This is a genomic window from Faecalibacterium tardum, assembly GCF_040096515.1.
Classification (GTDB): domain Bacteria; phylum Bacillota; class Clostridia; order Oscillospirales; family Ruminococcaceae; genus Faecalibacterium; species Faecalibacterium tardum.
Genome location: NZ_JBBMEO010000003.1, coordinates 193,324 through 216,419, shown reverse-complemented (window position 1 = coordinate 216,419; position 23,096 = coordinate 193,324). Strand labels below are relative to the sequence as shown.

The following is a 23,096-nucleotide window of genomic DNA, read 5'->3' as shown; positions in this document are numbered from 1 at the left end:
GGTTATCCCTCCAGTTGTGTATACTGTTTTGTTGCGCAGAAGAAGTAGCGCTGGCTTTCCTCGGTCAGCGGGCCAAAGGTTTCACCATCGCAGACTGTTTCCAGCGCAAAGCCGTGCTTTTCCAGCGATGCACGAATAGTATCCAGATCATAGGTATACTCGCAGAATTCCTCGTGGAAATGCTCGCCGGTCTCGTGATAATCAATGTCCACCGTGATCTCCACCTTGCGGTCGGCGGCGTTATAGTGGTTGCGCCACACGCAGGAGGCATCCTCTTCCTCAAAGGTAAATGCGTTATCGCCCAGAACCTTCTGATGCTTATAGGGGGTGTTCATATCAAACAGGAACACGCCGCCTTTTTCCATAAAAAAACCCGCATTGGCAATGGCGGTATCCAGATCCGGGATGTGGTTGAAGGTGTCAAAGGTGGATACTGCTGCCCGGATGGTGCCGTAAAGATCCAGCTTGAGCAGGTCCTGCCGGAGCAGCAGCAAACGACCGGAAAGTCCCAGCTGCTCGGCCTTATCCCGCACCACGCAGAGCATCTCCTCCGACTGGTCGATGCCGATCATATCGTAGCCCGCCTGCGTCAGCATCAGGGTCAGTTCCCCGGTGCCGCAGCCAAGGTCGGCCACAATGCCGTCATGGATGCCGTGGGCTTCCAGCTTTGCATGGATCTGGCTGTACAGGGCGTCGTAGTCTGCCTCGCCGTTGAATTCATCGTAAAAATAGGCAAATTCGTTGTAAGCCATGGCGTTACTCCGCTTCCTCGTTTTCCGCAGCCACTGCGGCGTTGAGCACCGCCTGCAGCTCCGGGATGCCGTAGCCGTTTTCGCCGCTGGTCAGCACCACTTTCTGGCAACCGTAGGGGCGGCAGATGTTTTCAAAGTCCTCCTGCGTTTTGGCAAGCTGGCTCTTTTTCAGTTTATCCGCCTTGGTCAGCGCCACCACATAGGGGATGCGGTGGTAGTGCAGATAGCGCAGCATCTGCAAATCGTCCGCGCTGGGGGCGTGGCGGCAGTCCAGCAGCTGCACCAGCAGGGTGTGGTGGCGGGGTGCCTCGAAGTAGCTGTTGATGAGGTCGTCCCAGCGCTCGCGGTCGGCGTTGCTCACCTTGGCGTAGCCGTAGCCCGGCAGATCCACAAAGTAGCAATCATCCACCGAATAGAAGTTGATGGTAGCTGTTTTGCCCGGCGTACTGGACACGCGCGCCAGATTTTTGCGGCTGCACAGCTTGTTGATGAGGCTGGATTTGCCCACGTTGGAGCGCCCCGAAAAGCTCAGCTCCGGGCGATCACTCTCGGGCAGCTGGCTGGAAATGCCATAGCTGGCAATAAAATCTGCTTTATTGAAGATCATGGCGTGTTCCTTTCTGTTTTTCAGCAGACAGCGCCCGGCTGGTTCTTCTCAGGCGCAGCGGGGATGCGGCTCTCCCCTGCCTTGGACTTTTTGGTGCGGGGACGGCCTGCGGTGCTCTTTGCTGCCTTCGGCTTGAGCAGGGCAGCAGCCAGCACCTGCGAGAGGTTCTGCATGGGCAGGAAGGTAAGATTCTTCTTGACCTCCTCGTCCACGTCATACAGATCAGGCTCGTTATCCTTGGGGATGAGCACGGTCTTCATACCCTCACGGTAGGCAGCCATGCTCTTTTCCCGCAGACCGCCAATAGGCAGCACATTGCCGTGCAGGGTGATCTCGCCGGTCATGGCTACATCGCCGCGCACCGGTACGCCGGACAGGCAGGACACCAGTGCCGTGGTCAGGGTGACGCCGGCACTGGGGCCGTCCTTGGGCACAGCGCCCTCGGGGGCGTGGATGTGCAGATCGCACTTTTTCAGCCGCTCGGGGTCGATGCCGTATTCCTCGGCGTGGACGCGCACCCAAGTGACTGCCAGCTGTGCGCTCTCCTTCATCACATCGCCCAGAGAGCCGGTAACGGTGATCTTGCCGGTGCCGTTATCCATGACCTGCACCTCGATGGGCAGGGTCTCACCGCCTACGCTGGTCCATGCCAGACCGTTGGCGATGCCCACGGCGTTGGTGCGGTTAAGGAAGTCCGGCTTGACGATGCGGGGGCCAAGCAGCTCTTCCAGCATGGTAGCGGTAACAGCTACGCTCTCCACCTCGCCGGCAGCGATCTTGCGGGCGCACTTGCGCAGCACGCTGGTGATGGTACGCTCCAGATTACGCACACCGGCCTCGCGGGTGTAGCCGTCGATGATGCCGTAGAGTGCGCTCTGGTTCATGGTGACCTTGCCGGTCAGGCCGCAGGCCTTGAGCTGCTTGGGCAGCAGATGCTTGCGGGCAATGTTATACTTTTCCACGCGGGTGTAGCTGGGCAGCTCGATGACGTCCATGCGGTCCCGCAGCGGGCCGGGGATGCTGCCCAAGTCGTTAGCGGTGGTGATAAAGAGCACATGGCTCAGATCAAACGGGATATCAATGAAATGATCGTTGAAGGTGCTGTTCTGTTCCGGGTCCAGTGCTTCCAACAGAGCCGCCGCCGGGTCGCCCCGGAAGTCCCCTGCCAGCTTGTCGATCTCGTCCAGCAGCATCAGGGGGTTGGAGGACTTGGCGGTGATCATGGCGCTGATGATCTTGCCGGGCATGGCACCGATGTAGGTGCGGCGGTGGCCGCGGATCTCGGCTTCGTCCCGCACGCCGCCAAGGCTGATGCGCACATACTTGCGGCCAAGGCTTTCGGCGATGGAGCGTGCAATGCTGGTCTTGCCAACGCCCGGAGGGCCGACCAAGCAGATGATCTGTGCCTTCACATCCGGTGCCAGCTTGCGCACGGCAAGCATTTCCAGAATGCGATCCTTGACCTTTTTCAGGCCGTAGTGGTCCCGATCCAAAATCTGCTGGGCGCGGTGGATATCCAGATCATCCACGGTCATGGTGTTCCACGGCAGATCCAGACAGGTATCCAGATAGGTACGGATGACCGTGGCTTCCTGATTGCTGCTCTGCATCCGGGAAAGGCGGTCTACCTCCTTGAGCAGCTTTTTCTCGCTGTCCTCGGCAAGGTGCAGCTCCCGGATCTTGCGGCGGTAATCATCAGCTTCGGCGTGGGTATCGTCCCCCTCGCCCAGTTCGTCGTTGATGATGTGCAGCTGCTCGTGCAGGTAGTAATCGCGCTGGTTCTTGTCCATGGACTCGTTGACCTTTTCCGCGATTTCCTTTTCGATTTTCATCACCTGACATTCGCGGCGCAGCATTTCCACAAGGCGCTGCAGGCGGCCGTTGAGGGTGTTTTCGTTCATCACGGCCTGCTTGTCCTCGTAGCGGAACAAGAGATTTGCCGGCATATACTCGGTAAGGAACATGGGGTCATCGCTGGAAACGATGGTGAACACCACGTCCTTGGCAAGGCGCGGGTTCATGCCCAGATACTCGTCAAAGCCGGTCTTGAGGGCGCGGAGCAGCGCTTCGGTCTCCACAGCTTCTTCGGGCTTTGCGGCACGCACCGGAGCGGAGCGCACAGCAGACAGCAGAAAATCGCCGGTGGTATCCAGCTCGGTCAGCTTGGCGCGGTACTTGCCCTCCACCAGCACCTTGACCAGCTCGTCCGACACGCGCAGCACCTGCTTGACCTCGGCTACTACGCCGTAGGTATACAGATCCTGCTGGGTGGGCTCGCTGGTTTCCATCTCCTTTTGGGCTACCAGAAACACGTTGGAGTTATTGGCCATGGCCCACTCCACGGCGGCAATGCTCTTTTCCCGCCCGACTTCAAAATGAACAAGGTTGTTGGGGAACACCACCAGCCCGCGCAGTGCGATGGTGGGTAGATGGAGCTCCTTACGCTCGACCTTGATGGTAACTTTTTCAGACATATACAAACACCTCCCGACTGCCGCTCGAGTTTCCATGCTGCGGCAGCGCTATCCTTTGGGGTCTTTTTGATAAAAATACAGTTGTTTCCTTATTATACAGATTTCCGGCCAAAATGCAACTGCCTTGCCGGAATGGTCGGTCAATCGGGGCGGTTTTCATGGGTGTTGAAGCCCATTTTGCCCAGCGCGGGCAGCAGCGCACGCAACGTGACCGAGGTGAGCGCACCCATGACAAGCCCCAGCACCAGCATGACCGGCGCGTAGTACAGCGACAAGGACGAGGAGATGATGACCCCCGCGCCCAGCAGCTGCCCCACGTTATGCGCCAGTGCGCCGCAGACCGACAGGATGAACCATGTGGGGCGCACCGGCAAAAGATAGTACAGCACCCACATCACCGCAAGGGACAAAAGCCCGCCGCACAGCGAGAGGAAGCCTGCCGTGAAACCGGACACCAGAAAGACGAACAGCGCCTTGAGCACATCCAGCACCAGTGCCTGCCGGGGACCCATGAAGAACAACGCGTACATGACCACGATGTTGGCAAGCCCCAGCTTCATGCCCGGCAAAAGCCCCGGGATGACCAGCGTACCCTCAATGAAGGAAAGCGCCATGGCCAGCGCAAACAGCAGACCGGACAGGGCGATGTGCCGTGTTTTTTGATAGCTGCGGTGATTTTTAGGCATAGAGGATACGCTCCTTTATTCTTCGGGCTGCTGCGTCTGCTCGTAGGCTTCCTGCTCTTCCATGGCGGCTTCCCATGCGGCAAAAAGCTCCTCCTGATGGAAGCGCAGGTCGCTCAGTTCATCGCTTTTCTGGCGCAGCAGGTCAGGGTCGTTGTAAACCTCCGGGGAGTTGATTTCGTTGTCCAGTTCCACCTCGCGTGCGCCACAGGCCTCCATCTCGTCCTCGCAGGCCTTGATCTTGGCGCGCAGCTCGGCGCGACGGCGGCGCTGCTCCTTGCCGTAGCCGGTCTTGGCGGGCTCGGCAGCCTTCTGGGCAGCCTGCACCGGGGCGGTGCGACCCATCAGGGCATCGTAGCTGGGGTAGAGCACTGCCTTGCCGTCCTCAAGGTAGAGGATGGGACAGGCCAGACTGTTCATCAGGTGACGGTCGTGGGTGACCAGCAGCAGGGTGCCGGTGTAGGCCATCAGCGCTTCGGTCAGGTTTTCGCGGGTATAGATATCCAAGTGGTTGGTGGGCTCGTCCAGAAACAGCAGGTTCGGCCGCTCCAGCACGATCTCCGCAAAGCGCAGACGCGCCAGCTCGCCGCCGGACAATGCTTCGCAGGGCTTGAACACGGTATCGCCCCGGAAGCCCAGCTTTGCAAGGTGGCTGCGCACTTCCAGCTCGGTCATGCGGGGGTACTTGTTCCAGATGACGTCAATGACCCTGCCCTGTCCCAGACGGTTCTGCTGCTGGGCAAAGATGCTGGGACGTGCTCCGGTGCCCAGCCGCACCATGCCGCCGGAGGGGCGGCGCTTGCCATCCAGCACCTGCATCAGGGTGGATTTACCCGCACCGTTGGGGCCGGCAATGATAAGCCGCTGCCCGCGGCAGACCGTATAGGTAAAGGGTTCCAGCAAGGTGCGCTCCCCGATCTTGATGCTGAGGTTTTTCAGCATCACCAGCTCATTCCACGGCTCTACGTCGTATTCAAAGCGAAACTTCAGCTGGTTGGTCTCGTCCTTTGGTGCCTCGGTGATCTCCAGCTTTTCCAGCTGCTTGCGGCGGCTCTGCGCCATTTTGGTGGTGGAGGCGCGCACAAGGTTGCGGTCTACATAGTCCTGCAGCTTTTCAGCCAGTGCCACGTCGGCATCGTGCTGCTTTTGGCGCAGGGCATCGGCAGCCTCCTTCTGGGGCAGATAGGCCGAGAAGTTGCCCTTGTAGGTGGTCATGGTCTGGAAGGACACCTCCCAGATCTTTGTGCAGACATTATCGAGGAAATAGCGGTCGTGGCTGACCACCAGCACCGCACCGGAGTAGCTCTTGAGATAGTTTTCCAGCCATTCCATGGTGGCAAAGTCCAAGTGGTTGGTAGGCTCGTCCAGAATGAGGACATCCGGTTTTTCCAGCAGCAGCTTCGCCAGACGCAGCCGCGTCAGCTCGCCGCCGGAGAGCACCGCAATGTTCTTTTGCCATGTATCCTGCGCAAAGCCCATGCCGGACAGCACCTTTTTGATGTTCACGTCCATGTTGTAGCCATCGGCGGCGTCTACGATGTTTTGTAAAGCATCGTGCTGTGCCAGCAGGTCGGCGTTGTCCGGCTGGGCAGCCATGCGGCGCTCCAAGATCTGCATCTGCGCCATGGCATCCAGCACCGGGGCAAAGGTGGCGCGCATCTCGCCGTAGATATCCAGTGTGGCATCCAGCTTTGCGTTCTGTTCCAGATAGCCCAGCGTCACCCCATGGGTCACGCTGAACTCGCCCTCGTAGTCCTGATATTCGCCGGTAAGGATCTTGAGCAGAGTGGTCTTGCCCGCACCGTTTTGTCCCACGATGCCGATGCGGTCTTCCCGCTCGACACTGGCGGTCACATCGTGCAGCACTACTTTTTCGCCAAAGGTCTTACCCAGTTTTTCTAAATGTATCAGCATAGTTTTGATCCGTTATCCGTTCTTTTCAGTTACACCATAGGTTTCAGCACTGGTGGCGGCGGTTCTTCAGGCCAACGTTGGCCAGTTCCTCCTGCTCCATCACCAGCGGATACAGCTCCTCCAGACTGGCGATCTCGTAGGTGGGGATCACCTTACCGGGGTTTTCGGCGTGGTTGGGGTTGTACCAGCAGGTATCCAGCCCGGCGTTGCTGCCGCCCTGAATATCGCTGGCCAGGCTGTCGCCCACCATCAGAACGTGCTCCCGGTTCTCCACGCCCAGCGCGCGCAGAGCCGCATCAAAGATGCGGGCATTGGGCTTTTCGCAGCCCATTTTCTCAGAGATGAACACGTCCTCCATAAAGTTCATCACACCGCTTTCTGCCAGACGGCGGGTCTGCACCTTCTGCGCGCCGTTGCTGACGATGGCCAGCGTTGCCACCTCAGAAAGCTCGCGCAGCACGTCCAGCACCTCCGGGCTCATCAGATCCGGGTGGGTGGACAGCTGCTCCAGATAGAAGCGGTTCATCTCCACACCGTCGCCGGCGGCATTGATGGCTTTTAAAAAGCGGCTGAACCGCTCGCCAAACAGCTTCTCGCGGCGGATCTGGCCTTTTTCCAGCTGCCGCCACAGTTCCTCGTTGATGGTGCGGTAGGTCTGCACGGTCTCAGCATCCGGCTCGATACCGTAGTTTACCAGCGTTTCGGCCAGCGCCTTGTTTTCGGCTGCATCAAAGTTGAGCAGCGTATTGTCCGCATCGAACAGGATGCAATAATATTTTGCCATAGTATCTCACTTTCTTTTCAGCATTTCCCACTTGTGTATCAACAGGGAGAAGCCAGCCCCACCCCCGGCAGAGCTGGCTTCTCGTTATTCAGAAACGATTTCATACGCAGACCGGTCTGTTTGTGCCGGGGCGTTGTCCGGGCACTGTGTCTTTCCCTCGCAGGGCGTCAGACCGCATTTCTGCATTTCTTCCTCCAATGCGCTGTTATCCACGTTTTCCCAGTCGGTATCGTAGTAATCCACGCTGCCGTTGGTCACGTCGTTCTCCCCGGGCAGGGAGGGTGTGCGCATTTCTTGCCAGTACATAGGGCTCCACCTTCCTCTCACGCCAGCCTATGCGGCGCGGGCGCGGAATGTGCCCTTAGTTAGCAGCTTCCTTGCTGGCGCTGGCTTCAGTCTTGGAGGACGCTGGCTTTTCCTCTTTAGAGGTTGCCGGTTCATCTTCCTTGGAGGAAGCCGTGTGCTCCTGCTTAGAAGAAGCGGTTTTTTCCTCCTTGGAGGAGGAGCTGCTCTGCGAAGAAGAAGTGGGCTTTTCTACCTTAGAAGAAGCCGCAGAGGAGGCGGGCTTCTCTACCTTGGAGGAGCTGCCGGTGCTTTCAGAAGTACCGTTCGAGGAGGAAGAAGCGGGCTTCTCCTCCTTGGAAGAGGCCGGTTTGTCCTCCTTAGAGGAGGACGTTTCTTCCTTGGAAGAAGCAGGCTTATCCTCCTTAGAGGATGCACTGGAACTGCTGCTGGACGAGCTGGACGATGCACCGCTGACCGAAAGTTCCAGCTTGTTGCTGGTCACAGTGCAGTCATTATAGCTGGCGGTGGCGTACACCCGGAAGGTGCCGCCCAGCATGGAGGGGTCTACCTCGCCCTTTACGGTGGTCTTGCCGGCAGCCTGTGTCACCTCGCTGCCATTGACATACCAGCGGATGCTGGAAGTATCCAGATACTTGCCCTTGAGGGTAGCTTTGAAGGTGTAGGAATCCCCCAGCGCAGCCTTGCCGCTGCTGCTGATCTGGATAGAGGCTGCCGCAAACACAGCGGTCACATCCACGTTCTGGTCAAAATTGGTATCCGTGCGGGTGCGCTTGGTCACGCCATCGCTCCACTTGACGAACACATAGCCGTCCTCCGGCACTGCGGTAACAGTAACAGTCTGGGCGGCGCTGGTCACCTTGACGGTAAGAGACTTGCCGCTCTCGTTGCCGCAGGTCAGGGTACCGCCGCCGGTTTTATCTACACGGTAACCGGCCTGATACTCCGTTTTTTCCTCAACAGCCGAGGAAGAGACTTCCTCCGAGCTGCTGGGCGCTTCCACGGCAGAGCTGGGGTTAGCGGTATACTCGGCGCGGGTGGGGATGTTATTGGTGTCCGGGCGGCGATCCTCGGTCTCATAGGCGTGGGTACGCAGATACTTCAGCAGCACCTTCAGACCTGCGGGCTTGAGGTGGATGTCCCCGCTCTGGTAGTAATCCACATTGCCGTAGCCGTTGGCGTCCTTGAGCGCCTCGGCAGAGTTGAGGAACTTGACGCCCAGCTGCTCGCACATGGTCAGCAGCGCCATGTTGAAATCATCAATACGGGTCTGGTCCATGTTGGGGTAGTTGGAGTGGTTGGACGGGACCGGCGGCACCGTGTTGACGATGATATCGGTATAGGGATAGCTGGCCTGAATGGCCTGTACCAGCGCGGTGTAGTTGCTGATAAAGTCCTCGGTGTTCATGCCGTTATCGTTGGTGCCCAGCATGATGACCACCCGGCGGGGCTTCATTTTTGCCACTGCCTGTGCGATGGTGTAGCGGTTATCGTCCCGCTTGAAGGTGACGATGCCCTCATGCAGGGCGGCGCTGGTGCCAATGCCCTCTTTTGCGCAGAACTGCTGCAATGAGATCAGACCGCTGGCGTACAGACGCACCGTGTTGGAATCGCCGATAAAAAGGGTCTGCTCCTGATAGGCATTGCCGGCATCGGCGGTCCCGGTGAGCAGCGCGCTGGAGGTCTCGTTGATCTGATAGTGGTCAGAGATATCCTCCTCCCCTTCCGGGGCGGGCGCGGGGGTAATAATAGAAGAATCCCCCGGCTGCTCCGTCGGGTTCTTGCCCCGCTTGAGCATGGTAAGGGTGATGCCGATGGTCAGCAGCGCCGCCAGTGCACACACGATGCACACCAGCACCGCCTGCTTCTGCATCGGGGTCAGTGCCTGATTCTCCTTTTGGTTATTGCTTCTCATATTCTATCCATTCTCCTTCCGAAGGAATGAAACTTCCTGTCATACCCGGGCTGCCAGCAGCCGGTCGGTAAGGTCGGCGCAGCTTTCGGCCAGCAGCACCGGATGGAAGGGTTCCAGCTCTTCCCGGCTGCCGTAGCCATACAGCACACCGGCAGCATCCAGACCGCAGTCGGCAGCGCCCCGCATATCATCGTTACGGTCGCCCACCATCAGCACCCGCTTGCCCTGCAAGGCGGGCTGGCTGAGCACATAACGCACGACCTCGGTTTTGGTGTCCCGGCTTTCGTCCATAGAGGCGCCGCCGATAAAATCAAAATACTGTGCCAGCCCCTGCTCTTCCAGAATGGGGGTGACCACCTTGGTGGGCTTGGAGGTGGCAGTGCACAGGAGAAAACCCGCGTCTTTCAGGGTTTGCAGCATCTGCAGAACGCCCGGGAACACGGCACACTCGTGACTGCCCTTCACCGCATAACTCGTGCGGTAAAGGTCGGTAGCTTTTTCGATCAGCGCCGGGTCGGTGAAGTGCTCGCCGAAGCTTTTGCGCAGGGGCGGGCCCAGATAGCGGCGCAGGTTGATGCCGGATACATCCACACCCATGGTGCAGAAAACCTCTTGCAATGTATGAATGATACCGGGGGCTGAATCGATCAGCGTCCCGTCCACATCAAATAGGATCGCATCATAATGCAGCAATATTTTATTCCTCGCTTTCATGGTGATACATCCAATAGTATAGCACAGATTTGATACATCAGCAATTCCAACAAAAGATTTTTCTGTCTCTTATGCAGAATTTTCCTAAAAAGGGAGGCCGCTGCGCCGTATTTTGCACAGCAGCCTCCCTTACGGCAGCGCGGGACAGCACAATGCCGGGCAGCCCGCGGGCTGCCCGGCATTGCATTTTCACGGATCAAATTGCAGCAGAGAGCGTCCCCTGCAAAAGCGTTACTGCGCAGGTGATGGGCAGCTGCTGTCCCCCGGGACATAGAGGTTGTTGGAGATGAACTCCAGCTTATCCTTGAGCACCAGCTCAAGGTTTGCTACGGCGTGCACCATGTTGGTAGCGGAGTCGTTCACCTCCAGCAGCTTGCAAAGATCCAGACCGTCCAGATCCATGGCTTTCTGCATCTTCCGGCTTTCGGCACACAAAATGTGGCTGAGCGCCGTTTCCTGCAAGGCAATGCTTTCCATCAGGTCCACGACAGCCTGATCCAGACTGACCTTGGGCATTTCCGGGCACTGAGAACGGGTACAGGGTGTATCGATCATCATAGGGCAAAACCTTCCTTTCCGGTCGTGTGCCCTATCCTATGCCGCGGCGGGTACGGCTGTTACTGCTTTTCTGCCTGTGCGTGCACCTTCTCGATGGTGTCGCGGTAGCCGCCGGAGCCGTACTGGATGCAGCGGTTGATGCGGCTGATGGTGGCAGTGCTGATCTCCACCGCCTTGACGATCTGCTCGTAGGTGGCACCGTCCAGCAGGAGCTTTGCAGCCTGTAAGCGCTGTGCCATATCCGAGATCTCCTTTACAGTGCACAGATCCTCAAAAAAAGCGTAGCACTCTTCCCGGCTCTCCAGACTGAGGATGGCATCAAAGAGCGCATCCGTCGTCTCGTTTCTTCTGGAATTTTTTTCAGCCATTGTTTTTCTCCTTATTATAATAGCGGCGGCAGCGGGCAAAACAGGCAGTGCTGCCGCACGGAATATTCTGCACGCTATTACTTTAGCACTTCAAAGTGTGAAAGTCAAGACCTGTGAGTGAATGGTTTTCAATTGTAGACGTGTTTAGTTTTATTCTCTTCACACATGAAAGAAAATCACCTAAAAATTATTCCCAGAAAATGGCTTGAATTGGCGTATCCTCTGAACTTGTGACGAAAATATTGACAATTGATGAAAACGGGAATAAAGTAGGACACAATCATTCAGCAAATGCAAGGAACAGGACATGATCTTCTGCATCACCCTCTTTCAGCGAGCCGCTTCTCGGGTGAAAAAGCGGCAGTCAGGAGCAGAGGACCCTCGCCTGCGAGCAGCCTGTGTGAACCGGGTTTTGTGCCCCTTAGTAGCACGGTGCCGTCCAGCCCACGTTATCGGGCAGCATGGTCAGTGTACCATGCGTGGGAGAGTGGCTGTTTTAACACAGCAAGCGAAGTGGTACCGCGGAGTATTGCTCCTGCCCTGGCAGGCGGGAGCAGAAGCCTTCGTCTTCGGAGTGTGGCCGGAAAACCCGGTCATGTGCCGAGGACGAAGGTTTTTTACGCTCCGGGGCAATGCTTTGCCGGACGGCAGTCTATCGTTCCGAACCTGTTGCGGAGTGAAAAAAGGAAAGAGGTAGAAAACTATGAACACGCTGGTCATCGTATTGATCGCAGCGGTGTGCCTGTTTGGCGCTTATGTGCTTTACGGCCGCTGGCTGGCTAACAAATGGGGCATTGACCCCGCAGCCAAGACTCCGGCTGTCGTCCACGAGGATGGCCGGGACTATGTGCCCACCAACGGCTGGACGGTGTTTGCCCACCAGTTCAGCTCCATTGCCGGCGCAGGCCCTGTCACCGGTGCCATTCAGGCCGCAGCCTTCGGCTGGCTGCCGGTGCTGCTGTGGGTGCTGCTGGGCGGCATCTTCTTCGGCGCTGTCACCGACTTTGGTGCCCTGTATGCTTCCGTTAAGAACGACGGCAAGAGCATGGGTATGCTGATTGAAAAGTACATCGGCAAGACCGGCCGCAAGCTGTTCCTGCTGTTCTGCTGGCTGTTCTGCGGCATCGTCATTGCCGCCTTTGCGGACATGGTTGCCGGCACCTTCAATGCCTTCGGCGCAGACGGTGCAATGGTCGAGGCCGCCAAGACCAACGGCGCTGCCGGTATGGTGTCCATCATGTTCATGGTGTTTGCCGTTATCTTTGGCCTGCTGCAGAAAAAGTTCAACTTCTCCGGCTGGAAGGAAAGCGTTATCAGCATCGTGTTCATCGTGCTGTCCTTTGTTATCGGCGCAAACCTGCCCCTGATCCTGGGCAAGGCCGCTTGGAGCTACATCACCTTTGTGTACATCTTCTTTGCCGCTGTGCTGCCCATGTGGCTGCTCAAGCAGCCCCGTGACCACATGACCACCTTTATGTTCGTGGCCATGATCGTGGGCGCTGTGGTTGGCCTGCTGGTTGCACACCCCACCATGAACCTGCCCGTGTTCACCGGCTTTACCAACGAAAAGCTGGGCACCATGTTCCCCATCCTGTTTGTCACCGTGGCCTGCGGTGCAGTTTCCGGCTTCCACAGCCTTGTTTCCTCCGGTACTTCCTCCAAGACCGTTGAGAACGAGAAGGATATGCTGAAGGTCGGCTACGGTGCCATGATCCTTGAAAGCCTGCTGGCTGTGCTGGCTCTGTGCGTGGCCGGTGCTGCCGCAGCTGCCGACGGCACCCCTGCCGCTGGTACCCCGTTCCAGATCTTCAGCCGCGGCGTTGCCGGTTTCTTTGAGATGTTCGGTGTGCCCGCCTACGCTGCTACCGTGTTCATGACCATGTGCGTTTCCGCACTGGCACTGACCAGTCTGGATGCCGTGGCCCGCATTGGCCGCATGAGCTTCCAGGAGCTGTTCAGCGTGGACGATATGGAGCACGCTGAGGGTTGGCGCAAGCTGTTCTGCAATGTGTACTTCTCCACCTTTATCACGCTGGTGTTCGGCTTTATCCTGACCAAGATCGGCTACGCCAACATCTGGCCGCTGTTCGGCTCTGCCAACCAGCTGCTGAGCGCACTGGTGCTGGCTACCCTGTGCGTGTTCCTGAAGGTGACCGGCCGCAGCAACAAGATGCTGTTCCCCCCGTTGATCATCATGCTGTGCGTTACCTTTACCGCATTGGTGCAGCGCCTGATCGCTATGGTCAAGGCCATCAGCACTGCCGCTTCTGTTACCATCCCTGCCGGTGAGACCACTTGGGGCGCTGTGTTCATCGCAAACGGCCTGCAGCTGATCCTTGCCGTGCTGCTGATCGTGCTGGGCCTGAACATTGTGTTCCACTCCTTCTCCGCTTACAAGAAGGCTGAGCACAACAGCGAAGCAAAAGTCTGATTCTAATCCTGCCATTCACAATCCTGTTTTCAATAAGCAAAACGCCGCTGACGATGCGCAAAGCCGTCAGCGGCGTTTTGTTTTATTCCGGCAGTTCCATTTCATGTTCCATGGGTACAAAGCCGAACTTTTCATACAGCGGCCTGCCCATTGCGGTCGCTTCCAGCGAGATGGCCGTCACCCCGCGCCGGTGCGCATCCTCCACCAACCGGGTCAGGATGCGGGTCGCAATGCCCTGCCGCCGGTACTGCGGTGCGGTGTACAGATTCATAAGGTAGGCTTTCCGACCGGTGGGGTTATGGACGGTGGGCATGACCTGAAAATAGCTCACGGCGCCGGTGCCTGCCAGCGTTTCACCGTCCCAAAGGAGATACGCCGTGTGGGTGTTCTCGGCAAAGGCCTTCTGGTAATAGGTCCGTGTCTGGCTCTCCACCTCCGGCAGCGGAGTATCTTCCGGCAGCTGATTGGCTGCCCGCAGCACCCGGCAGCGCACCGCTACCAGCAATTCCAGCTCTGCCAGCGTGGCTTTCTGTTCGGTAAGGTTCAGCAATTGTGTTCCTCCCAGCTTTGCAGAGCGGCCAGCTGGGTCTCGGTGTGGAACCAGTGCTCCCCGCCCTCCAGAATGGTCAGGTGCGCCCCGGTCTGCTGCCGGAACCGCTCCATAGCGGTGTGCCCGATAAGGGGGTCCGTATCGGCATAGAGCACCTGTGTGGGTACCTTCCAATGCAGCGGATGTTCCCGCACCCAGCACAGATACGGCCACGAGAGGGTCTCCCCCATGGCGGTGGGGATCTCCCCTGCCGCGTGCAGCTGCTCCTCCGTTACCCCTGCCTGCTGCATCAGGTCAAGGATCAGCTTTTCCATATCCACCACCGGGGAGACAAGCAGTGCCTTTTCCGGCGTTTGCGTCTGCAACGCCTGCATGGCAAACCACGCACCGATGCTGACCCCGTACACACGGATCTGCTTCCATACCGGCTGCACCCGGGCGTAGACCGCTTGCAACTCCCGGGTAACCACCCACGGCACCAGCTTTTCCGGGCTGTTTTTTCGGGTGCCGTGCTCCGGCAGATCGACAGCCAGAACCTGCCAGCCTGCCGGGCAAGCTGTGCGGGCAAAGCGGGCAGCCTCGGCTGCGCTGCCGTTTTTGCCATGGACATAGAGATAGACCTTACGGCTGCGCTTGCCGTACAGGACAGCCGGAATGCCTGCGATCTTGAGCTTAATTTTTTCCATAACAGTCCCTCCTGTTCTGGGGGCGTATTGCGCCCTGTTTTCTCTATGATAGCACAAGCAAAAGCCAAACACAAACAGGAAAAGAGGTAACAGATTTTTTTATGTTTGTCGTGAAAGGGATAAAAAAGAGCCACCGCACAGACTTGTGCGGTGGCTCTTGAGGTAGTGCTTCAGGTTTTGCTTAGCCGAAGATGTTGATCAGGATACCAGCAGCAACGGCAGAACCGATAACGCCGGCCACGTTGGGGCCCATGGCGTGCATCAGCAGGAAGTTGGAAGGGTTCTCGCTCTGGCCGACCTTCTGGGAAACACGAGCGGCCATAGGCACGGCGGAAACGCCGGCAGAACCGATCAGGGGGTTCACCTGACCGCCGGTCAGCTTGTACATGACCTTGCCGCACAGCACACCGGCTGCGGTGCCGAAGGAGAAGGCAATCAGACCCAGCACGATGATGAACAGGGTGCGGGTATTCAGGAAGGTGTTTGCACTGGTGGTGCAGCCAACAGACAGAGCCAGGAAGATGGTGATGATGTTCATCAGCTCGTTACCGGCAGTCTTCTGGATACGATCCACAACGCCGCACTCCTTCATCAGGTTGCCCAGCATCAGCATACCGACCAGAACGGCGGCATCCGGTACGATGAGAGAAACGATGATGGCGACCATGATGGGGAAGATGATCCTCTCGGTCTTGGAGACAGTGCGCAGCTGCTTCATGACCACAGAGCGCTCCTTGGAGGTGGTCAGTGCCTTCATGATGGGCGGCTGAATGACGGGCACCAGTGCCATGTAGCTGTAGGCTGCCACGGCGATACTGCCCAGCAGCTCAGGTGCCAGACGAGAGGTAACGAAGATAGCTGTGGGGCCGTCGGCACCGCCGATGATGGAGATGGCAGCAGACTGCTTCTGGGTGAAGTCTACCAGACCGGTAGCGGCCAGCAGACGGGCACCCATGTAAGTACCGAAGATACCAAACTGTGCGGCAGCGCCCAGCAGCAGGCTCTTGGGGTTGGAGATCAGGGGTGCAAAGTCGGTCATGGTGCCGATGCCGAGGAAGATCAGCGGCGGGTAGATGCCCAGCTTAACGCCCATGTAGAGCATATCGGCCAGACCGCCGTTGTTCAGGATCTCAACCCACATGGGGTGCTCCAAACCGTCACCAACGAAGTACTGCATGTGGATGATGCCGCTGCCGGGGAGGTTGGCAAGGATCATGCCAAATGCCATGGGCAGCAGGATCAGGGGTTCAAATTCCTTGACGATGGCGAGGTACAGCAGAAAGCAGCCCACGCAGATCATCACGGCGTACAGCCAGCCGCCGGGCTGGCCAAACTGTGCAAAGCCGGAACTTTGGAAAATACCGACCAGAGTATCAATAAACTGTGTCATGCTCTTCCTCCTGTGTTAAAACGGGGCCGTGGTGTCGTTCACGCCGGCCTTGCCCCAGCCATTTTTGCCACGACGCACTGCCTTAAGGGTGTACTTGCCGTTGCCCATTGCATGGATAGCAGCCATAATGGCGGCCACCACATCACCGGGGATGCCTTCCTCTACCTGAGGAGCGGGCGCAGCCTGCTGTACCGGAGCGGCAGCGGGCTTTGCGGCAGGTGCCTGCGCAGCAGCCTTGGCGGCCTTTTTCTTGGCATTCATCGAGTCGAAGATCTTGCCCTCCAGCGTGATGATAGCCATCAGCAGCACGAGGATCAGGAACACCAGCACGATACCAGTAATGGTAACGACCACATCGAAACCTAAGTCCATGGTTTTTCCTCCTGTTTGTTGGATACTGCAAGCGATACAACATCGTTAGCAGAAAATCAATTTGGGTATAGTATACCGTATTTTGCCAATCATTTCAACAAAAATTAACAAATTTTATTTTTGCTGCTTTGTGATATGACATGGACAAAACGAACCAAGCTTAGCGGCGGCCGATGCGCGGAGTAGCATCCGTAAAGCCGGTTTCCAGCTTATCACCGATGGAAAGGCTCTGCGCCGTGCCCAGTGCAACGCAGTTTACGGGATCCGGCGAGACGGTGACCTCCACCTTCAGTTCCTGGCTCAGATATTCGGTCAGACCGTGCAGCTGGGCGCCGCCACCGGTCAGCATGACGCCGTTGCGGTAGATATCGCCTGCCAGTTCGGGCGGGGTCTTTTCCAGCACCTGATGGGCTGCGGTGCCGATCTGCTCGCTGAGCATCATCACCGGCTCGTACAGATCATCGGTGGAAACGGTCACGCGCACCGGCAGACCGGTAAGCAGGCTACGGCCCTTGATCTCCATGCTCTCGTGGAAATCGGTCTTTTGGGGGCAGCAGGCAATGTGCTTTTTCAGTTCCTCGGCGGTGCGCTGGCCGATGGCGATGCTGTATTTGTTGCGGACATGCTTGAGGATCTCCTCATCGTAGTGGTTACCGGCCACGCGCACACTGGTAGCCTTGACCTTGCCGCCAAGGCTCAGCACGGCGATATCCGTGGTACCGCCGCCGATATCAATGATCATGCGGCCGTCCGGCAGGGTGATGTCGATGCCGGAGCCAAGGGCTGCGGCGATAGGCTCATCGATCAGGTACACCTGACGGGCACCGGCAGCCACCACAGCCTCCACCACGGCATCGCTCTCGATGCCGGTAATGGCGGCAGGTACACACACTGCCACCCGGGGCTTGACCATGTGGGAGCTGTACACCTGCTTGACAAAGCGGCAGATCAGCTCCCGGGTCATGGTGTGGTCACTGATGACGCCATCCTTCAGCGGGAAGATAGCGGAGATGTAGTTGGGCGTGCGTCCCACCATAGCCAGTGCTTTATCGCCGGCTTCCAGCACGGTGTTCTTGCGGGTATCCATTGCCACAACGCTGGGCTGGTTGAGCACCACGCCCTTGCCCTCCTGCGCAATGATGATGGTAGTAGTACCAAGGTCGATGCCGATATCATTCTGTGCCATAATTGCCTGATTCCTTTCTCTGCGTTCCTCTATCATGTATGTAACGCCCGCAGCTGCGGGCAAAAAACAAAGACTGCTTTAGTATAACATAGTTGCGGCAAAAAGTATACAAGCTTTGCCGCTGTTCTGCGCGGTTTTGTCAGGGATCCTCCCCTCCTGTGCTGAGCTGCTCCGGCGGCTGTCCGGCCTGCAGCAGGGCGCACAGACCGCTGTAACGCAGGTTCTGCCGGATGTTGCTCATCATGCTGTTCACCACGTCCCTGCGGCCCGCCACAACGCACAGCCTGCGGGCGCGGGTGACACCGGTGTAGAACAGGTTGCGGTAGCACAGCCTTGGCGGCACCTGCGCCACCGGCAGGATCACCGCCGGGAACTCGCTGCCCTGACTTTTGTGCACCGTGATGGCGTAGGCGATCTCCAGTTCGTTCAGGTTTTCCGCCGGGTAGAGCAGCCGCCGGTCGTCCATACGCACCACCATGGAGCGTTCCCTCAGGTTGATGCTTTCCACGATGCCGATGTCGCCGTTGTAGGCACCTACGCCCTGCTCGCCGCCGATGCGGTTCCAGACGATCTCGTAGTTGTTGCGCACCTGCATCACCTTGTCCCCTACCCGGAACACCCGGGCAGCGCTTTGCAGCTGGGGCTTACCCTTCTGGGGCGGGTTGAGCAGGTTTTGCAGCTCCACATTCAGCGCCTGCGTGCCGGTGGGGCCAAGCTTTGTGGGACACAGCACCTGAATATCCCGGATGGGGTCAAAGCCGTAGCTCCGGGGCAGCCGGGTGGTGACAAGGTCGCACACCAGACGCTGCGCAGCCTCGCCGTCCGTCTCCAGAAAGAAGAAGTCATCGGTCTTGCTGCCCTTTTGCAGCGGCTCACCGGAAATGATATGGTGGGCATTTTCCACAATGAGACTGCGTTTTGCCTGCCGGAAGATCTCGTTCAGGCAGACGGTGGGCACACAGCCGGAGCGGATGACCTCGCTGAGGATGTTGCCCGCACCTACGCTGGGCAGCTGGTCGGCATCGCCTACCATAATAATACGGCAGGTGTAGCGCAGCGCTGCAATGAGCGCCTGAAACAGCTTGACGTCCACCATGCTCATCTCGTCCAGAATGACCACATCGCACTTGAGCAGGTTTTTGTCGTTATGGATAAAGCTGACCACGCCGCCGGTATAGTCCACCTCCAACAGACGGTGGATGGTGCTGGCCTTGCGCCCGGTCAGTTCGCTGAGACGCTTGGCGGCACGGCCGGTGGGAGCACACAGGGCTACCCGCTCGGCCTGATTTTCCAGCAGCTGCAAAATAGCGTTGACGGTGGTAGTCTTGCCGGTGCCGGGGCCGCCGGTGAGCACAAGGCAGTTCTCGGTCATGGCCTTGCGGATGGCTTCCCTTTGCAGGGGGGCGTAGGCAAACCCTTGAGTCAGCTCTAATATCTGAATGTTTTTATCCAGCTCCCGCACGGCATTCTTGCCGCGCTTTGCCAGCAGATTCAGCCGGTCGGCAATGTCCTGCTCCGCTGCCAGAAGATCCGGCAGGTAGATATAGGGCACGGCATCGAACATTTTCACGGCCAGTTCTTCCGTTTCGATGCAGTGATCCAGTGCACGGGCCAGCTTTTCCGGCGGCTGATGGATAAAGTTGGAGGCAGTGGCCAGCAGCTGCGCCCGGGGCAGACAGGTGTGGCCGTTGCCCGCATTGTGGCGCAAGGTGCGCAGCAGAGCAGCTTCCAACCGCTGGGCACAGTCCCCTTCCATGTGGTAGTACTGGGCGATGCTGTCTGCGTGACGGAAGTCCAGCTGCAGCGGCTCGCCGCACAGCAGATAGGGGTTTGACGCGATGGCCTGCATTGCCCCCACGCCAAAGGCCTTGAACACCTCCATAGCCTTGCGGGGGCTGATCTCAAACTGTGCCAGATAGGCGATGAGCTCCCGCATGCCGAACATCCGCTTGAACTCCTGCTGGATGCGGTCGGCCTTATCCGGCGAGATGCCGGGAATCTTGGTCAGCCGGGCGGGGTCGTTGGCGATGACCTCCAGCGCTTCAGCCCCGAACATGTCAATGATCTTATCCGCAGTCCTTGCGCCGATATACGGCAGGGAACGGCTGGCCAGAAAGGCGTACACCGCTTCCAGATCCTTGGGCATATCGGTCTCGCATTCCTGCGCATGGAACTGGCGGCCATAGGTGGCGTGGTTTTCGTATCTGCCGCGGCAGATGACGCTTTCGCCTGCGTGCAGCTCGCCTACGATGCCACAGACCACCGTGAGCACCCCGCCGCCGGAGATCTCGAACACCGTATAGCCGTTATCCTCGTTCTCGTAGATGATATCCTCCACGACGCCTTCGATCTGTTCCAACTGCTGCTCGTCCACCAGCTCCACCTCCTTTGCACAGATATTATAAGTATAGCCCTTTTGGCGGGATTTGTAAATTGTAGAATCCGCAAAATCCCCGGGTAGCTCTCGCCTTTTTCCGGCGGTTGTGCTATACTGGGCGCAAACACTACGTCACGAAATGAGGAGCAACAATGGAGATCATCATTCATCAGGCCATTCTGCACGTTCTGGATACCACCATGGATGCGCCGGTGCTCAGCGGCGGGCCCATGGAACTGACCGCCGAAAAAAACGCCTACCTGCAGAACCACATTGAAAAGCTGCTGGCCAGCGACGACATCCGCCAGTGCCGCCCGCTGCCGGATTCGGCCTTTAAAAATGAGCTGGAGCACAATCAGGACTTTGTGGACCTTTCCTGCCGCATTGCCGGGGTGCTGTTCGACTATATGCACGCCCACACCACCATCCCCGGGGCAGACCTTGCCGTGGTGGATTTCACCCGGGACGGCGCGCCGTGGCTGGGCATTCTGAAGCTGAACTACAAAAACGGCTACACCCACTATACGGAGACCGTGGAGGGTGCGCCGGTGAACTCCATTATCCAGCAGCGCGCCTGCCTGCCCACCCAGAGCGGCAAGGTGGAGGAGGGCGCACTGGTAGACCTGACCGATTACTCCATGCGGCTGCTGGAAAAGAAGTATGATATTGACGGCCATAAGGAGTTTTATCTCTCCACCGTGGTGTTCCAGTACACCACCGCTCAGCCGGAAAAGAAAAAGCTGCAGGCCATTCAGGAAGCCGCCGTGCAGGCTGTGCAGGAAAACTACGCCGAAACGCCCCATGTGGAGGCACAGGTGGCCATGATGATCGCCAATCAGGCCGCCGACAACGACAATCAGGTGTCCATCCAGCAGGTGCGCCAGCAGCTGGAAGAGGAATATCCTCTCGCCGCCGTGCCCTTTGACGACTATGTGGAAAAGAGCGACATCATTGACAGCGCCGCCCAGCCGGTGACCGTGACCCCTGCCCGCATCCGCCGGATGGAAAGCCGCAGCCTGCGCACCGCCAACGGCATTGAGGTAAAGATCCCCACCGAGCTGTTGAACGCCGAATCCGAGGTAGAATTCCTGCACGCTGATGACGGCAGCATCTCCCTGCTGATCAAAAATGTCATTTTGTAAGCTGTAACAGCAAAATCTTGTAAAACCCTGCGTTTAGCCTTGCTATCCGCAGGGTTTTGTGCTATACCTGTGTTGTATCTTTCGTGGTATACGCGTTATAGCCTTAGAGGAGGACTATACAATGGAACTGGCTCTTATTACTGCACAGCAGGTTGCGGTCTTGTTCCTGCTGATCGGCACAGGCATGGTGGCGGTCAAGACCGGTGTGCTCAAGTTGGAAAACAAACAGGCGCTTTCCAATCTGCTGGTGTACATCATTGTGCCAGCCATGGTGGTAAACTCTTACCGCATGGAGTTCAGCGCCCAGATCTTGCACAATCTGCTGGCAGCTTTTGGTATGAGCATTCTGTCCGTGCTGCTGGGCACCGTGATCACCCTGCTGCTCACGGTACGCAAGACCGACAGCCGGATGCCCATTTTCCGGTTTGCCTGCATTTTTTCTAACGCAGCGTACATGGGCTTCCCGCTCATTTCGGCGCTGTTCGGCTCCGAGGGTCTTTTGTATGCCAGTGCCTACGTTACCGTGTTCAACATTCTGCTGTGGACGCTGGGCTACGGTCTTGTCAGCGGCGGCTCCAGCGTAAAGGAGGTTGCCCGCAGTCTGGTGCGCACCCCGGTACTATATGCCATTGTGGTGGGCTTGGGCATCTATCTGCTGCAGATCCCACTGCCTGCCCTGATCTCCCAGCCGCTGGAACTGCTGGCCGGGGTGAACACCCCGCTGTCCATGCTCATCACCGGGATGCTGATCGCCGCCGGTGACGTGCGCAGCATCGTGACCGACAAGCACATCTGGAAGCTTGCCTCCGTGCGTATGCTGCTGATCCCGGCGGCTACGCTGGCACTGTTCGGGGTGCTGGGCTTCCACGGCACTGCCGCACAGGTGGTCACGCTGCTGGAATGCTGCCCGGCTGCCGCCATCACCTCGGTATTTGCGGTGCAGTTCGGCCACGATGAGCACTTTGCCGCCGGAAGCGTGGTGCTGACCACCCTGCTCAGCATCGTCACCCTGCCGCTGTGTGCGCTGATCATCACCATGGTGATGTAAGACGTCCTGCGGCGGTGCCGCTATATTTATATTGTAAGGAGAGCCGTCGTGCATCGTGTTGTACGGCGGCTCTTTGCTTTGGCAAGCGGAGATCATTTTCGACCATTGCCACACAAAACAAAAAAGCCATCGCTTTTGCATTTCTGCATCAACGATGGCTTCGTATTGGAGCGGCCGACGAGGCTCGAACTCGCTACCTCCACCTTGGCAAGGTGGCGCTCTACCAGATGAGCTACGGCCGCATATCCGGTGCATTTATCCCTGCACCCTCCCGAGCGATTCTTGCGAATTTCGGGGTCCCCGCGAAAGCTTGCAAAGCAAGATTTTGTGGGGAAAAGGAGAAAATCTGGTATTCATCACAGAAGTCTTGCCTGCAAGACTTCCCGATGAATGACAGGACTTTCGACGTGGTGCCTCCGATCGGAATCGAACCAATGACACGGGGATTTTCAGTCCCCTGCTCTACCGACTGAGCTACAGAGGCAAATACGACCCGGATCGGGCTCGAACCGACGACCCCCAGCGTGACAGGCTGGTGCTCTAACCAACTGAGCTACCGGGCCATATGGTGGAAGTTAACGGGCTCGAACCGCTGACCCTCTGCTTGTAAGGCAGATGCTCTCCCAGCTGAGCTAAACTTCCACATATGGAGCGGCCGACGAGGCTCGAACTCGCTACCTCCACCTTGGCAAGGTGGCGCTCTACCAGATGAGCTACGGCCGCACATTCCATTTGTTTTTGCCGGTCTGTTGTCCGGCGACGATGGTTATTATACCGCACACTCCGGCAGTTGTCAACCACAAAATTACATTTTTTTGAAAAAGAATGTCTTTTAACTCTGG

General features: G+C 57.9%; 20 protein-coding genes and 5 tRNA genes. 3 read left to right on the top strand and 22 right to left on the bottom strand.

The genetic code is table 11. The annotated features are described in order from the left end of the window. Positions 1-2: 2 nt before the first annotated feature. From WMO44_RS04660 to WMO44_RS04610, 11 genes are all read right to left on the bottom strand, one after another. Complete coding sequence (locus WMO44_RS04660; RefSeq protein ID WP_349151900.1) at positions 3-752, bottom strand: class I SAM-dependent DNA methyltransferase; 750 nt, start codon at positions 750-752, stop codon at positions 3-5. 4 nt (positions 753-756) lie between these two features. Further along, entirely contained in the window at positions 757-1,359 is a 603-nt protein-coding gene (gene yihA / locus WMO44_RS04655; protein ID WP_005924021.1) for a ribosome biogenesis GTP-binding protein YihA/YsxC, read from the bottom strand. 20 nt (positions 1,360-1,379) lie between these two features. Then, a complete protein-coding gene (gene lon, locus WMO44_RS04650) occupies positions 1,380-3,833 on the bottom strand; it encodes an endopeptidase La (RefSeq protein ID WP_118657314.1) in 2,454 nt (817 codons plus the stop codon). Positions 3,834-3,973: 140 nt separating this feature from the next. Further along, positions 3,974-4,519, bottom strand: a complete 546-nt coding sequence (locus tag WMO44_RS04645) for a Gx transporter family protein (RefSeq protein WP_349151899.1) — start codon at positions 4,517-4,519, stop codon at positions 3,974-3,976. A 15-nt stretch (positions 4,520-4,534) separates the two neighbouring features. After that, positions 4,535-6,430, bottom strand: coding sequence for an ABC-F family ATP-binding cassette domain-containing protein (locus WMO44_RS04640; RefSeq protein ID WP_349151898.1), 1,896 nt, complete (start codon positions 6,428-6,430; stop codon positions 4,535-4,537). A 43-nt stretch (positions 6,431-6,473) separates the two neighbouring features. Continuing rightward, on the bottom strand, positions 6,474-7,214 hold the full coding sequence (locus WMO44_RS04635) for a YjjG family noncanonical pyrimidine nucleotidase (RefSeq protein WP_349151897.1): 741 nt from the start codon (positions 7,212-7,214) through the stop codon (positions 6,474-6,476). An 84-nt stretch (positions 7,215-7,298) separates the two neighbouring features. After that, the gene (locus WMO44_RS04630; protein WP_349151896.1) at positions 7,299-7,520 is read right to left on the bottom strand and encodes a hypothetical protein; all 222 of its coding nucleotides are present in this window, start codon (positions 7,518-7,520) and stop codon (positions 7,299-7,301) included. A 55-nt stretch (positions 7,521-7,575) separates the two neighbouring features. Next, entirely contained in the window at positions 7,576-9,432 is a 1,857-nt protein-coding gene (locus WMO44_RS04625; protein WP_349151895.1) for an SGNH/GDSL hydrolase family protein, read from the bottom strand. Between the two features lie 39 nt (positions 9,433-9,471). After that, on the bottom strand, positions 9,472-10,146 hold the full coding sequence (locus tag WMO44_RS04620) for an HAD hydrolase-like protein (RefSeq protein ID WP_349151894.1): 675 nt from the start codon (positions 10,144-10,146) through the stop codon (positions 9,472-9,474). Between the two features lie 231 nt (positions 10,147-10,377). Next, positions 10,378-10,704 (bottom strand): alpha-helical endospore appendage domain-containing protein, encoded by a 327-nt coding sequence (locus tag WMO44_RS04615; protein WP_097779775.1) that lies wholly within the window; start codon positions 10,702-10,704, stop codon positions 10,378-10,380. Between the two features lie 59 nt (positions 10,705-10,763). Further along, the gene (locus WMO44_RS04610; protein ID WP_349151893.1) at positions 10,764-11,072 is read right to left on the bottom strand and encodes a YerC/YecD family TrpR-related protein; all 309 of its coding nucleotides are present in this window, start codon (positions 11,070-11,072) and stop codon (positions 10,764-10,766) included. Between the two features lie 703 nt (positions 11,073-11,775). Between WMO44_RS04610 and WMO44_RS04605 the strand changes: the two genes are divergently transcribed. Further along, the gene (locus WMO44_RS04605) at positions 11,776-13,503 is read left to right on the top strand and encodes a carbon starvation CstA family protein (RefSeq protein ID WP_349151892.1); all 1,728 of its coding nucleotides are present in this window, start codon (positions 11,776-11,778) and stop codon (positions 13,501-13,503) included. 82 nt (positions 13,504-13,585) lie between these two features. Here the strand turns inward: WMO44_RS04605 and WMO44_RS04600 are convergent, their stop codons facing one another. From WMO44_RS04600 to recD2, 6 genes are all read right to left on the bottom strand, one after another. Next, positions 13,586-14,053 carry a GNAT family N-acetyltransferase gene (locus tag WMO44_RS04600; protein WP_330221054.1) on the bottom strand — a complete coding sequence of 156 codons (468 nt, stop codon included), beginning with the start codon at positions 14,051-14,053 and terminating at the stop codon, positions 13,586-13,588. Next, on the bottom strand, positions 14,047-14,739 hold the full coding sequence (locus WMO44_RS04595) for an alpha/beta hydrolase (RefSeq protein ID WP_349151891.1): 693 nt from the start codon (positions 14,737-14,739) through the stop codon (positions 14,047-14,049). Before WMO44_RS04595 ends, WMO44_RS04600 begins: the two co-directional genes overlap by 7 nt. A 181-nt stretch (positions 14,740-14,920) precedes the next feature. Then, positions 14,921-16,129: a sodium ion-translocating decarboxylase subunit beta gene (locus tag WMO44_RS04590; protein ID WP_005923974.1), complete on the bottom strand. Its 1,209-nt coding sequence runs from the start codon at positions 16,127-16,129 to the stop codon at positions 14,921-14,923. Positions 16,130-16,144: 15 nt separating this feature from the next. Next, positions 16,145-16,501 carry an OadG family transporter subunit gene (locus tag WMO44_RS04585; RefSeq protein ID WP_097779770.1) on the bottom strand — a complete coding sequence of 119 codons (357 nt, stop codon included), beginning with the start codon at positions 16,499-16,501 and terminating at the stop codon, positions 16,145-16,147. Positions 16,502-16,661: 160 nt separating this feature from the next. Further along, on the bottom strand, positions 16,662-17,687 hold the full coding sequence (locus WMO44_RS04580) for a rod shape-determining protein (RefSeq protein WP_349151890.1): 1,026 nt from the start codon (positions 17,685-17,687) through the stop codon (positions 16,662-16,664). Between the two features lie 139 nt (positions 17,688-17,826). Beyond that, positions 17,827-20,061, bottom strand: coding sequence for an SF1B family DNA helicase RecD2 (recD2, locus tag WMO44_RS04575; protein WP_349151889.1), 2,235 nt, complete (start codon positions 20,059-20,061; stop codon positions 17,827-17,829). Positions 20,062-20,216: 155 nt separating this feature from the next. Here recD2 and WMO44_RS04570 point away from each other — a divergent pair, with 155 nt between their 5' ends. Continuing rightward, the gene (locus WMO44_RS04570; RefSeq protein ID WP_097783645.1) at positions 20,217-21,206 is read left to right on the top strand and encodes a nucleoid-associated protein; all 990 of its coding nucleotides are present in this window, start codon (positions 20,217-20,219) and stop codon (positions 21,204-21,206) included. Between the two features lie 121 nt (positions 21,207-21,327). After that, the gene (locus WMO44_RS04565; protein ID WP_349151888.1) at positions 21,328-22,254 is read left to right on the top strand and encodes an AEC family transporter; all 927 of its coding nucleotides are present in this window, start codon (positions 21,328-21,330) and stop codon (positions 22,252-22,254) included. Positions 22,255-22,420: 166 nt separating this feature from the next. On the opposite strand, the gene WMO44_RS04560 is transcribed toward WMO44_RS04565, so the two are convergent. The 5 genes from WMO44_RS04560 to WMO44_RS04540 form a co-directional block, all read right to left on the bottom strand. After that, positions 22,421-22,496, bottom strand: a tRNA-Gly gene (locus WMO44_RS04560). A gap of 166 nt (positions 22,497-22,662) precedes the next feature. Further along, positions 22,663-22,738 (bottom strand) — tRNA-Phe (locus WMO44_RS04555). 5 nt (positions 22,739-22,743) lie between these two features. Continuing rightward, positions 22,744-22,817, bottom strand: a tRNA-Asp gene (locus WMO44_RS04550). Positions 22,818-22,820: 3 nt separating this feature from the next. After that, positions 22,821-22,896, bottom strand: a tRNA-Val gene (locus tag WMO44_RS04545). Positions 22,897-22,901: 5 nt separating this feature from the next. Further along, positions 22,902-22,977: transfer RNA gene (locus tag WMO44_RS04540), tRNA-Gly, on the bottom strand. Positions 22,978-23,096: the final 119 nt, after the last annotated feature.

Coding starts and splice junctions, on each gene's coding strand:
- WMO44_RS04590 (WP_005923974.1), bottom strand. CDS start 16,129: ATGACACAGTTTATTGATACTCTGGTCGGTATTTTCCAAAGTTCCGGC.
- WMO44_RS04570 (WP_097783645.1), top strand. CDS start 20,217: ATGGAGATCATCATTCATCAGGCCATTCTGCACGTTCTGGATACCACC.
- WMO44_RS04635 (WP_349151897.1), bottom strand. CDS start 7,214: ATGGCAAAATATTATTGCATCCTGTTCGATGCGGACAATACGCTGCTC.
- WMO44_RS04630 (WP_349151896.1), bottom strand. CDS start 7,520: ATGTACTGGCAAGAAATGCGCACACCCTCCCTGCCCGGGGAGAACGAC.
- lon (WP_118657314.1), bottom strand. CDS start 3,833: ATGTCTGAAAAAGTTACCATCAAGGTCGAGCGTAAGGAGCTCCATCTA.
- yihA (WP_005924021.1), bottom strand. CDS start 1,359: ATGATCTTCAATAAAGCAGATTTTATTGCCAGCTATGGCATTTCCAGC.
- WMO44_RS04605 (WP_349151892.1), top strand. CDS start 11,776: ATGAACACGCTGGTCATCGTATTGATCGCAGCGGTGTGCCTGTTTGGC.
- WMO44_RS04585 (WP_097779770.1), bottom strand. CDS start 16,501: ATGGACTTAGGTTTCGATGTGGTCGTTACCATTACTGGTATCGTGCTG.
- WMO44_RS04645 (WP_349151899.1), bottom strand. CDS start 4,519: ATGCCTAAAAATCACCGCAGCTATCAAAAAACACGGCACATCGCCCTG.
- WMO44_RS04565 (WP_349151888.1), top strand. CDS start 21,328: ATGGAACTGGCTCTTATTACTGCACAGCAGGTTGCGGTCTTGTTCCTG.
- WMO44_RS04580 (WP_349151890.1), bottom strand. CDS start 17,687: ATGGCACAGAATGATATCGGCATCGACCTTGGTACTACTACCATCATC.
- WMO44_RS04640 (WP_349151898.1), bottom strand. CDS start 6,430: ATGCTGATACATTTAGAAAAACTGGGTAAGACCTTTGGCGAAAAAGTA.
- WMO44_RS04595 (WP_349151891.1), bottom strand. CDS start 14,739: ATGGAAAAAATTAAGCTCAAGATCGCAGGCATTCCGGCTGTCCTGTAC.
- WMO44_RS04625 (WP_349151895.1), bottom strand. CDS start 9,432: ATGAGAAGCAATAACCAAAAGGAGAATCAGGCACTGACCCCGATGCAG.
- WMO44_RS04620 (WP_349151894.1), bottom strand. CDS start 10,146: ATGAAAGCGAGGAATAAAATATTGCTGCATTATGATGCGATCCTATTT.
- WMO44_RS04660 (WP_349151900.1), bottom strand. CDS start 752: ATGGCTTACAACGAATTTGCCTATTTTTACGATGAATTCAACGGCGAG.
- WMO44_RS04615 (WP_097779775.1), bottom strand. CDS start 10,704: ATGATGATCGATACACCCTGTACCCGTTCTCAGTGCCCGGAAATGCCC.
- WMO44_RS04610 (WP_349151893.1), bottom strand. CDS start 11,072: ATGGCTGAAAAAAATTCCAGAAGAAACGAGACGACGGATGCGCTCTTT.